The following is an 11,195-nucleotide window of genomic DNA, read 5'->3' on the forward strand; positions in this document are numbered from 1 at the left end:
GGTGATTTCGTTTCACGGCGATCGCGAATGTTTGAGATTGCATATACAGTAATTTTACTGAGTGCTACTCCAAAATGTTAAAAACATACCCTTGAAAGGACTGGGGGACTAGGTGACTAGGAGACTAGGTGACTGGGAGAAAATATTACTTAATTATTCTTCAAGCAAATTCTCCCTCGATCGTCTAACAATCAACTGATTTTTGTCCATTACAGGGGTTTACATAACCAATTGGTACAAAATTAATTGTAGAGTGGGCATTGCCCACCCTACAGTCGAGCGAAAAAGTTCTATTATTTGTTGTCTCAGACTGAAGCGCAAACCACTGTATTGTTATTGAACATTTATTTTACAAACAGTCTCTAAAAAACTTGCCTTTATTGTAATGAACTCAGTCCAATTGATTAACCATTTTCGATCGCCCGTAGGGCAGCTTTAATTAAATGAAAATAAAAAGCTTGAGTAACATCGACTTGTTTGATATCGTTTTCTGATTTAGTCAACACTCCCAAGCGATCGCCTTTATTAATGGCTAAAACATTCCCTTTATCATTTCTAATTCGCAATTCCTTAAGGGTTTTACTACATACATAGACTCTACCACTGTGGGTGAAGACGGCTTTTTGAATGTTATTTTCCCTTGGTTTATTGCTAGCAGTACTTTTAATTTCTGGAGTAGTTTGGGGCAATCTCGCTCCTACCAATTCTAATTCAATACTAGTATTACCCTGCCAGTGATTTTCCTGTAACTTATAGGCAATATCCAAATATTCGGGCAGGGGACAATATTCCGCCCACCGCCAAGCGATCGCTTTAATTTGCTTGGTAGAATTTAATTCTTGGAGAGTTAACTTCAAATGAGTTTTGGTTTTACCAATTGCCCTTTGTTCGACAACTCTAACATTGCGCGTCCAGAAAACAGGAGGACTATTGCCAATGCCCCAAGGTTGTAATCCTTCTAGCTGTTGATAAAGTTCGTAGTCGATTTGGTTAAAACTAGCTTCGGCATCGATCTTGACTAAAGGTTTGAGGTGTTCTATTTCCAGACATTGATAAGCAAATTTGCTGAGTCTTTCCTTGACTGCTTCCAGATTGGCAGCGGGAAAACTAAAACCTCCTGCTGCGCGATGTCCGCCATATTTACCTAAAAGATCGTCGCAATAGCAAAGGGCATCAAAGACATTAAACTCATCAATACTTCGAGCAGATCCTCTAATTATCTCTAGATTATCTTCTTCATAAGTACCAATAAAGACAGGTACGCCATAACGTTCTACCAAACGAGATGCCACAATACCGATTACCCCATGATGCCAACCAGCAGAAACTACTACCAAAACTCGACTCTTTTGCCAAGGAATGGGAGTAGATTCCACTAAAGCGATCGCTTCTTGTTCGATTTGTTCGCACAGTTGACGGCGTTTGCGGTTAGTTTGCTCGCATTTATCCGCCCTTTCCAAAGCTATTTGCGGATCGTCGGTAGTCAGAAGTTCGATGACCATTTGCGGATCGCCAATCCGCCCGACAGCGTTGATTCTCGGCCCCAAACTAAAGCCAATATCGTCGGGTTTGAGTTGTTTTTTCGTTTCGTCAATACCCGCTACTTCCATTAAAGCCTGAATACCTACTAGCTGAGAATTGGGTAAAGCCCGCAAACCTCGTTTGAGCCAACGGCGGTTAACTCCCGTTAGGGGTGCGAGATCGGCAATCGTGCCTAAAGTGAATAATTCTAAGATGGGGTTGGTTAAGCCTTTTATTTTACCCAAACTCTGGGCTGTGGCGATCGCCAGTATATAAGCAACTCCTACTCCAGCCAATCCCTTGTAGGGAGAACTATCAGGCAATAGTTTGGGATTGAGAATTGCATCGGCAGGGGGCAATTTTTCTGGCAGATCGTGGTGATCGGTAATAATGACGCTCATGCCCAATTCTATGGCTCTGGCTACAGGTTCATAAGCAGAAATGCCATTATCTACCGTGAGGATTAAACCCACTCCACTGCGAGCAAATTCTTCGACAATGCGCTGGTTGATTCCATAACCATCTTTCATGCGACTGGGAATTGCATAGTCTACCTTCGCTCCCAAATGTTTTAAAGCTCTCAGCAACAATGCCGTACTAGTCATACCGTCAGCATCGTAATCTCCGCAGATGGCAATTTGTTCTTCATCGGCGATCGCATTTTTAATTAACTCCACGCTAACCGCCAAATCTTTAAACTCTGCCAAAGGAGAGGGTAAAGTTTGGGATTCTGGCTGAATATAAATATGGGCTGCATCGGTAGTAGCAATATCCCGATTGATAATTACCTGAGTTACTAGAGGCAACAATCCTGTAGAAAGACTTAATTGCCTGGCAATATCCCGATTGGGAGCAGCGATTTGCCATCTTTGAGTCGGAAAACGTTTTTGACGATCGCTCATTACCGATCCCTTATCCTTCATCCCTTTGACTTTTAACTTTATAAAATGTCAGAATTAACTGTTAACCCTTCATTGAACATTGACCATTGACCATTGAACATTGCGATCGCTCAAATGATAAATGTTTGACCTCGACAATAATCTCAACGGGAGAAACCCAATGAGGGTGATTGGACAAGCGGAGGAAACCTCCGCGTCTCTCACCCTCCGCAATGATTTTGTCTCGCAATGATAAATGCTAAACATAATGATGGTAGTTAACTTTAGCAAATTTAGATTCTATTTTCATATTATTGTGAGCGATCGTCTCGTATTATTTCGCCAACATATTTTAAAGTATTTCGTCAATATTTTATCTATCTCTCTCGTTTTAGTTTTTCTGACAGCTTGTACTCCGCCAAAACGAGTATCGGCAGAAGAGAGAATGTTTCGCAATTTTTCTTTAGAATTTTTAGACCAATACGAAATCCCTAAAGATCGATTTGAAAATACCGTTGTAGGTGGATTATCGGCGATCGCCTACAACCGAGACTTGGATCGATTCTATGTCTTGTCCGACGATCGCGGTAGACGTTCCCCCGCTCGTTTCTACACCTTTAAACTAGAAATAGAACCAAAAGACAATGATATAGCGATCGCCAGTTTTGAGCCAGAAGCCGTAACTCTAATTCGCGATCGCCAGGGTAATAACTATCCAGTAGAAAAAATTGACCCAGAAGGAATCGCCCTTTCTCCCCGCAACACGATCTTTATTTCCAGCGAAGGTAATACTGCTAAAAACATCGAACCTTTTATTGGCGAGTTTGAATTAGAAACGGGCAAACAAATTGCTGATGTGCGTCTCCCCCAAAGATTTTTAGCAGGTGAAGATCCAGATCGACCCCAAGGAGTACAAGAAAACTTAGCTTTTGAATCTTTAACCATCAACCGTGTCGGCTTGCCTGAAGATCCTTTTCGCTTATTTACCGCTACGGAATCTGCTCTAATTCAAGATCGAACTTTGACAGAAGAAGAGCGATCGCGCATCCGTTTTCTGCACTATGTCATCAATCCCATTGGCGCGCCAATTTTGGTTGCAGAGCATTTATATTTATTAGAATCCGCTCCTGTAGAAGTTATTTCCAACGGACTTACAGAATTATTTGCCTTAAAAACCGAAGGCTATTTTCTTAGTTTAGAAAGAACTTTTGGCTTCACTGGTGCTGGGGCAAAAATCTTCCAAGTAGTCATTGGCAATGCCACCGATACTAGCAACATTGCCAGTCTCCAAGGAGATTTGGGTCAAATTCGCGTCTTGAAGAAACAATTATTATTCGATTTGCAAGATTTAGGTATCTATCTTGATAATCTGGAAGGTATGGCGGAAGGACCTCGTTTGCCCGACGGTAGTAGAAGTCTGTTACTGATTAGCGACGATAATTTTAATCAAGAACAAGTCAGTCAATTACTTCTATTTCGCCTAACAGAAAAATAAATGTAGAGCGAATAATATCCACCCTACTTAAATATTTTATAAAATCAAATCAATCAACTGTCGTTGCTAGTCCCCGATTCATCACTCTAAAATCTCCATCTTCTTTAAATTTACTGGCTTCAATGCCATCAGAAGTAGGCAAACCGAGAGCAGCCAAATCGGCATCGACCATCAGTTTAACCAAACCAGGAAAATCAAGGGAGAGTTCCCAACCAAGTTTCTGTTTTGCTTTAGTCGGATCGCCAATCAACAAATCCACTTCCGCAGGACGCAAGTAGCGTTCGTCAAAGGCTACATAATCTTGCCATTTTAGGTTGACGCAATTAAAAGCCAATTCCAAAAATTCTTTAATTGAATGAGTTTCTCCCGTAGCCACTACATAGTCATCGGGTTTTTCTTGTTGCAACATCATCCACATAGCCCGAACGTAATCTTTGGCATAACCCCAATCTCTTTTCGAGTCGAGATTGCCTAGATAAAGTTTTTTTTGCGTTCCCTCGACTATTCTGGCAACTGCCCTAGTAATTTTTCTCGTGACAAAAGTTTCTCCGCGACGAGGAGATTCATGATTGAATAAAATACCATTGCAAGCAAACAAGTCGTAAGATTCTCGATAGTTAATGGTTTGCCAATGAGCGTATACTTTAGCGCAAGCGTAGGGACTGCGAGGATAAAAAGGAGTTTTCTCACTTTGAGGTACGTCTTGAACTTTACCAAACATTTCTGAAGAACCTGCTTGATAGAACCGAACTTCAATGCCAGTTCTTTGTTGATAATCTCGAATTGCTTCTAATAAACGTAACGTTCCCATTCCCACAGAGTCTACAGTATATTCTGGAGAGTCAAAGCTTACTCTGACGTGAGATTGAGAACCCAGATTATAAATTTCAACGGGTTTAACTTCTTCCAGAATTCTTCTTAAAGTAGTGCCGTCGGTTAGATCTCCATAATGTAAAAATAAATTTGCATTTTCATTATGAGGATCGATGTATATATGATCGATGCGATCCGTATTAAATGTTGAAGTTCTACGAATAATTCCATGTACTTCGTAGCCTTGAGAGATGAGAAATTCACTCAAATACGAACCATCTTGTCCTGTAATCCCCGTGAGGAGTGCTATTTTTTTGGATTTCATTTGTAGCATGAATACATAGTTAAGATTAATATACTGAAGATTGGCAAGGAGATTAACAGTAAAACTTTGATTTAATCAAATAGCTATAAATAGCCATAAAAATTTACTTCTCTTTAGATTTGTTCAGATATTTTTATCATACTACTGTAATACTTTTTGCATATAAAATTTGGATGTAGAAATCATAAAGATATTTATAAAATAGTTGAAAAAAATTAATCAATAACTAGTTACTTTTTAAGGTCATTTTCAGCAAGTCTTGAGAATTTGGATTGTAGAGTTAAAGTAGAGTCGATATCCATCCCTCAAGAATCATGAAAATCAATCAATACCTCAAACTAATTGTTTTAATCTTAGTAGGCATTACCATAGTTTCCGCACCAGTATATGCTCAAGAAGCAGCCAGTAATTCTGGATTTAATCCTAAATCATTATTATGCGATGAAGCTCTACCTTGGATCGAAAATTTAGGACTTGCTGGCGCGATCGCTTTTATGGCAATTTATATTATTGCTACTGTAGCTTTTCTTCCTGGTTCGGTACTTACTTTAGGCGGAGGAGCTATTTTTGGTTTATTTCTAGGTTCTATTTATGTTTTTATTGGTGCAACTATTGGTGCGACTTTTGCTTTCTTAATTGGAAGATATTTTGCGCGGGGTTGGATATCCAAAAAAATTGCAGGTAACGAAAAATTTGCCGCGATCGATCGCGCCGTAGGCAAAGAAGGTTTGAAGATCGTATTTCTAACTCGTTTATCTCCTGTTTTTCCTTTTAATCTACTTAATTATGGTTTGGGAGTAACGGGAGTATCCCTCAAAGATTATGTTTTGGCTTCTATAGGTATGATTCCAGGAACTATTATGTATGTCTATTTTGGTTCTTTGGGAAATATTAATACAATCTGTAATGGAGGAGGCGTAGGAGGAAATCCCATAGCACAGTGGGCGATTCGGATTGTTGGTTTAATTGCCACAGTAGCAGTTACTTTATATGTCACCAAAATTGCGCGCAAAGCTTTAGATGAATCGATCGCTACAACCGAACAACAGCAGCCTCAATAAAAATCTCCTAAAGGTAAATTAAAGCTACTGTATTTGGATGAAGAGTTACCCATTACTAGGCAATCGCGAATCGATTCTTGTCTGTCAAAGAGCAGATGGTTAGAGAGCTTATTTTATTTACTGACCGACCATAGGCAAAACAATCATAAATCAATAGTTTTAACCAAGTATGACAATAATTAATGTTTATCTTGCGGATACTAAAAAGTAACTATTAGTAAAACATTATTACCCATGACAAAAATGAACGATTTTACGTAATTATAACTAGAGAGCTATTGCCAATTTGAGATAAGAACCTTAATATGTGAAAAATATTAAGCTTGAATTTATTTTTTAAATCTATTAACAAAATCTCATTAGGAGTAATTCTTACTCATCAACGTTATGAGAAAAAAAAACAGTCAGAAGTTAAGGGTAATTTATCCAGTTGGCGCGATCCTGGTATCTATTGCTGCAACATCTGAGGCGATCGCTAGCAATCTAAATTATTCAGATGCAGACTATAGCTTTGCTATCTCTGACGATCGCCATGATTGCCAGCAAATTGGCTCGGACTATCAAGCTGTCTATGCTTTTGAAACAGCTAGCTTTTATGTCAATATTTGCCAAAAAGAAGATAATTTTTTCTATTCGGGAGAAGCCAAGCAAGGGGAAAAGAATTTGTCTGGTATTGGTAACCTACGCAGTTCTATTTTTATTCCTGCTTATCCCTTAGAAAGGGGTAATGGTTTTCGGGCTGAAAATGGTAATGTTTCTTATTGGATTATTTTACCTTTTACCCAACAAAATAGTTTGAATCTAGATGCTTCTAAACCCGCAGAAGCAATTTTAACTATTAAGCGTAACGATCGCTTGATTTCTATTGAATCTTCTTTAAATAAATACTGTCATCAACCCAATAGCACCATTGCTTGGGAGACTATTGAATTGCAACCTCACCATGCCCATCATTTGGCTACCATTCCTCAAACTCAAGATATTGGCTCAGAATTTACGGTAATTCCTAAAAGCGAACGCCCAATTTCTGCTGAAGTGTTTAATTCTAATTCAAACTTTGACTTTTATCGCATTGGGGGAGAATTGCATCGTCTGGCTACTTGCGATCGTTAGTAATTAGTAATTAGTTATTAGTTAAAGACTTTAATAAAAGATTGCAAACTTCTCGAACTGCACCTTGTCCTCCTGGTAGTTGGGTAACGTAAATTGAAGCAGCTTTATTTTCTTCGATCGCATCGGCTACAGTTATCGGGAAACTGACTGTGTTTAAGATTGGTAAATCGTTAAGATCGTCTCCCATATAGGCTATTTCTGCTAGGGAAATATTCAGGCGATCGCATAGATTTTTTAAGACAGTTAATTTGTCTTCTACCCCAATAAAACAGTTGGCAATATCTAGTTTTTTGGCTCGATGTAAGGTGGCATTAGAATCGTTGGCACTAATAATTGCTACTTCTATTCCCGACTGCATTAGAAGTTTAATTCCTTTACCATCCTTGACATTAAATTTTTTACAAACTTCTCCTTTTTCTGTGTAGTAAAGTCCGCCATCGGTCAAGATGCCATCGACATCTAAGACTAATAATTTTATGAGGGCAAAATCGATTTGAGAGTTTAACATGATTGATGAAAGTTATAAACTAACTTAGTAAATAATCTTAAATCCGAGCATAAGATTTATTTTGACCTTGGAGTATATTATTTAACTTAACGAATATTTTTTGATTCTCTTGAGGGTTTAAATCTATACCTTGCTGGCAAATTTTGATTGCCTCTTGTGGTTTATTTTGCTTGAGAAAAATATCGCTAAGATTGATATACAGGTAAGGTGTCTTAGGAGATAAAGCGATCGCTTTTTGATAGTTAGATATAGCAAGTTGCCAAGACTTTTGTTTTCTTCGTACATCTCCCAAACAACGATAGTGAAAAGCATTTTTAGGAGTAACTTGAATTGCTTTTTGATAAGTATCGGCAGCCAAGTCTAATTTATTTTGCTGAAGATAAGCATCCCCCAGATTGCGGTATAGTCTGGCAGATATTCGTTTTTTTTGCGGTTTTATTTTTATTCCTTGTAGACAGATCTCGATCGCTCGATCGAGATGATTTTGCTCGATCAGGACATCGCTAAAGTTAGCGTATAAATAGGGAGTTTGGCGAGATAGATCGATTGCTTTTTGATAGTTGGATGCAGCTAAGTTCCAAGTTTTTTGCTTTTTATATACATTCCCCAAACGACAATAATTAAAAGCATTTACTGGATCTAAGTCGATCGCTTTTTGATAGATTTTGGCAGCTAAAGCTAATTGATTTTGCTGTAATAGTATATCTCCTAGATTGCGATAGATTGAAGCCGAACCAGAATCTATCTGAAGATATTTTTGATAAACTAGGATTGCTTGTTTAAATTTTTTTTGCTTTTCTAGAAGTTTCCCTAGGGCTTGATAAGAGTTTTCCCAAGTAGGGCTTAATTCAATCGATTTCTGATTGCAAATAATTGCTCGATCGCTGCGATCTATTTTTGTATATAAATCCCCTAAGCTTAAATAGTAACTTGCATTATTCGGTTTAATTTTAATAGCAGATTCTAATTTTTCAATGGCTGCTCTATCTTTTCCTTGCTTATCGAGAGAGATTGCTGCAAAATAAACTTGATTGGCATTTTCTTTGGTAGGAAAATGAACATCGATATATTCTTCAATATATCTAGCAAAGGTCATTTGATTACTGGCGAAGCTAGAATACCTATAAACAGAATCACAACTAATAAATTGTAATCCTAAATGTTTGATTACACTGGGATAAATTGGAATTTGTAAATCACCGAGTATTCCCCGAAGAGGATTGTTAGCAGATGGTGGAAAATCAATCTTAGATAGATCGAGTAGAGCTAAAATTTGATTAACTATATGATGACAAACAAGATCTGCAGGATGATTTTGAGTATAAAATAAATGATATTTCTGGTAATTTTCCTGAATAAAATTACTAGCTTCGACATCTAGATTAGATTCTCTTTTTGCCAACTCTGAAATAGTATTGTTAAGATTATTAATCACAGCTTCTCGGCTGTAGTAGTTAGGCTGGCTTAAAATATCGACAATTTCTTGACTAGTTTTTCCTTCATTAACTAGAGAAATAATATTACTATCTCCATGAGGAATTACCCCAAAAGGATAGTTGGGCTTGATAACTTGGTTATGAAGATTTTTACAAAACTGAGGGAAATAACCTTTAAAATAGAGAGAAGGAAAAGATATCTTTTTACATCGTGACGAGAGTTTAGCTAATACCGCTTGAGAACTACGTTCCCCATGAATCTCTTTAACTGGCTGATAAATAAATAAATCTGCTTTTTGCAGTAGTTCTGAGGGGATTGTGGTTTGTTTTTCAATTAAATTGTGAACTGGAAAACGATGAATTAAATATTCTCGATTAAACTCAGCAGATCTATTTAGATATTGAGCAATTGGTTGATTTTGACAATTGGCATAGATTAAACAAACTTTTTTCATCTTCAAAATTTAATCTGAAATCTTTAAATATTTGCTAGAGATCGAATCTTTTGGTTAGTAAGTAGCTCCACTTTATTAAACACCAAATAGATTTAGTTCGTAGCGATGGCTTTAGCCATTGATATTCATGGATATCCACCCCTAAAGGAGTTGCTACGAACTTTTACTTTATTTAGGTTGAACTACTTAATTCTTGCCGAAATACTTCACTACTTCGAGATTTACCTTCAAGATTTAGAGCTAAAAACTTATACGGGCATTAAATTGGTTGCGTCTATACTTTGTCTGACACTAAGAATATCTCGTAAAACCTTTTCTAGTTTGGCAATAGGAATCATGTTAGGACCATCGCTAAGAGCATTATCTGGATCTTCGTGGATTTCCATGAATAGGGCATCAATGCCAACCGCAGCAGCAGCACGAGCCAAATCGGGAACGAATTCTCGCTGTCCTCCCGATTTACTACCCTGTCCTCCTGGCATTTGAACGCTATGGGTGGCATCAAAGACGACGGGATAGCCTAGCGATCGCATCTGTGGCAGAGAACGAAAATCTACAACGAGGTTGTTGTAACCAAAAGTTGTACCTCTTTCTGTTAGCATTATCTTATGGTGACCAGCCTCTTCAATTTTATTCACCACGTGCTTCATATCCCAAGGTGCGAGGAATTGACCTTTTTTAACGTTAATAGTTTTACCCGTTGCAGCAGCAGCCAATAATAAATCGGTTTGACGACAGAGAAAAGCTGGAATTTGCAAAATATCGACCACTTCAGCAGCGACGGTTGCTTGTTCGGGAAGATGGATGTCCGTTAGTACGGGTACGTCTATTTCATCTTTAACTCGTTGCAAGATAGCCAAACCTCTTTCAATGGGTTGTCCGCGAAAAGAATGAATTGAGGTACGGTTGGCTTTGTCAAAAGAAGATTTAAAGATAAAAGGAACGTTCAAGTGATCGCACACTTGGCGGATTTCTGCCGCCATTTTTAGGGTAGTGCTTTCTGATTCGATGACGCAAGGTCCTCCAATTAATGCTAGAGGTTGTCCTTCGCCGATGGTGAGGTTTTGGGCGATCTGAATTTGTTGCATTGTGGTTGATGGTTGATGGTTGATGGTTGACGGTTATTGATTATTTGCTAGCACATAAATCCCTAGGCACAGCATTATTTTTGATTGTTTTTATGCCGTAATAGTTTATAGGTAAATAAGGAATATAATTAGCGAACAGTTTTTCATTACTATCTGCATATTTTTGCAGAATTTCCTTTTTATGCTTATCTAACAGGAGGGAAGGTTTAGGATTATTTTGCGGTTCTCGTTTTTTAATGATTTCTAATATTCCCTGACGATGTTTGGGAGGAATCTCAGTAAATTGATTATCGAAATAATCGATCATTGCCATCATTAATTCCGATGCACCTAGATTATTAGGTGGAGGAAAAACCACTCGTTCTAAGTTGAGATCGATAATCGATTGGAAAAAAATCTTAATGAATTCTACTTGGGACTGTTTCAGTATTTCATAGGGTGTAGTAATACAGTTTTTTTGACCGATTTGATAAGCTACAGCATTAACTACGTTGTACCA

General features: G+C 37.9%; 9 protein-coding genes. 3 read left to right on the forward strand and 6 right to left on the reverse strand.

Annotation, left to right across the window (positions count from 1 at the left end):
* Positions 1-404 precede the first annotated feature (404 nt).
* Positions 405-2,444, reverse strand: a complete 2,040-nt coding sequence (recJ, locus tag AC33VI_RS13490; protein ID WP_491782788.1) for a single-stranded-DNA-specific exonuclease RecJ — start codon at positions 2,442-2,444, stop codon at positions 405-407.
* Positions 2,445-2,718: 274 nt separating this feature from the next.
* On the opposite strand from recJ, the gene AC33VI_RS13495 reads away from it, so the two are divergent.
* On the forward strand, positions 2,719-3,897 hold the full coding sequence (locus tag AC33VI_RS13495; RefSeq protein ID WP_491782789.1) for an esterase-like activity of phytase family protein: 1,179 nt from the start codon (positions 2,719-2,721) through the stop codon (positions 3,895-3,897).
* A 49-nt stretch (positions 3,898-3,946) separates the two neighbouring features.
* Here the strand turns inward: AC33VI_RS13495 and gmd are convergent, their stop codons facing one another.
* Positions 3,947-5,035: a GDP-mannose 4,6-dehydratase gene (gene gmd / locus AC33VI_RS13500; RefSeq protein WP_491782790.1), complete on the reverse strand. Its 1,089-nt coding sequence runs from the start codon at positions 5,033-5,035 to the stop codon at positions 3,947-3,949.
* 314 nt (positions 5,036-5,349) lie between these two features.
* Between gmd and AC33VI_RS13505 the strand changes: the two genes are divergently transcribed.
* Together AC33VI_RS13505 and AC33VI_RS13510 are read left to right on the forward strand one after the other, a co-directional pair.
* Positions 5,350-6,096: a TVP38/TMEM64 family protein gene (locus AC33VI_RS13505; protein WP_491782791.1), complete on the forward strand. Its 747-nt coding sequence runs from the start codon at positions 5,350-5,352 to the stop codon at positions 6,094-6,096.
* Positions 6,097-6,483: 387 nt separating this feature from the next.
* Positions 6,484-7,209 carry a hypothetical protein gene (locus AC33VI_RS13510; RefSeq protein WP_491782792.1) on the forward strand — a complete coding sequence of 242 codons (726 nt, stop codon included), beginning with the start codon at positions 6,484-6,486 and terminating at the stop codon, positions 7,207-7,209.
* Between the two features lie 10 nt (positions 7,210-7,219).
* Here AC33VI_RS13510 and AC33VI_RS13515 read toward each other — a convergent pair whose 3' ends face one another.
* From AC33VI_RS13515 to AC33VI_RS13530, 4 genes are all read right to left on the reverse strand, one after another.
* A complete protein-coding gene (locus AC33VI_RS13515) occupies positions 7,220-7,717 on the reverse strand; it encodes a KdsC family phosphatase (protein ID WP_491782793.1) in 498 nt (165 codons plus the stop codon).
* A gap of 37 nt (positions 7,718-7,754) precedes the next feature.
* Positions 7,755-9,608, reverse strand: coding sequence for a WcbI family polysaccharide biosynthesis putative acetyltransferase (locus tag AC33VI_RS13520; RefSeq protein ID WP_491782794.1), 1,854 nt, complete (start codon positions 9,606-9,608; stop codon positions 7,755-7,757).
* A gap of 248 nt (positions 9,609-9,856) precedes the next feature.
* The gene (kdsA, locus tag AC33VI_RS13525; protein WP_491782795.1) at positions 9,857-10,696 is read right to left on the reverse strand and encodes a 3-deoxy-8-phosphooctulonate synthase; all 840 of its coding nucleotides are present in this window, start codon (positions 10,694-10,696) and stop codon (positions 9,857-9,859) included.
* Positions 10,697-10,736: 40 nt separating this feature from the next.
* A partial coding sequence (locus AC33VI_RS13530) for a hypothetical protein (protein WP_491782796.1) occupies positions 10,737-11,195 on the reverse strand: 459 nt, incomplete at its 5' end.

This window comes from Waterburya sp. (assembly GCF_058530065.1).

What these genes read in the sequence shown, in the direction of transcription:
- recJ (WP_491782788.1), bottom strand. Translation starts at nt 2,444, where the DNA reads ATGAAGGATAAGGGATCGGTAATGAGCGATCGTCAAAAACGTTTTCCG.
- gmd (WP_491782790.1), bottom strand. Translation starts at nt 5,035, where the DNA reads ATGAAATCCAAAAAAATAGCACTCCTCACGGGGATTACAGGACAAGAT.
- AC33VI_RS13505 (WP_491782791.1), top strand. Translation starts at nt 5,350, where the DNA reads ATGAAAATCAATCAATACCTCAAACTAATTGTTTTAATCTTAGTAGGC.
- AC33VI_RS13510 (WP_491782792.1), top strand. Translation starts at nt 6,484, where the DNA reads ATGAGAAAAAAAAACAGTCAGAAGTTAAGGGTAATTTATCCAGTTGGC.
- AC33VI_RS13515 (WP_491782793.1), bottom strand. Translation starts at nt 7,717, where the DNA reads ATGTTAAACTCTCAAATCGATTTTGCCCTCATAAAATTATTAGTCTTA.
- AC33VI_RS13520 (WP_491782794.1), bottom strand. Translation starts at nt 9,608, where the DNA reads ATGAAAAAAGTTTGTTTAATCTATGCCAATTGTCAAAATCAACCAATT.
- kdsA (WP_491782795.1), bottom strand. Translation starts at nt 10,696, where the DNA reads ATGCAACAAATTCAGATCGCCCAAAACCTCACCATCGGCGAAGGACAA.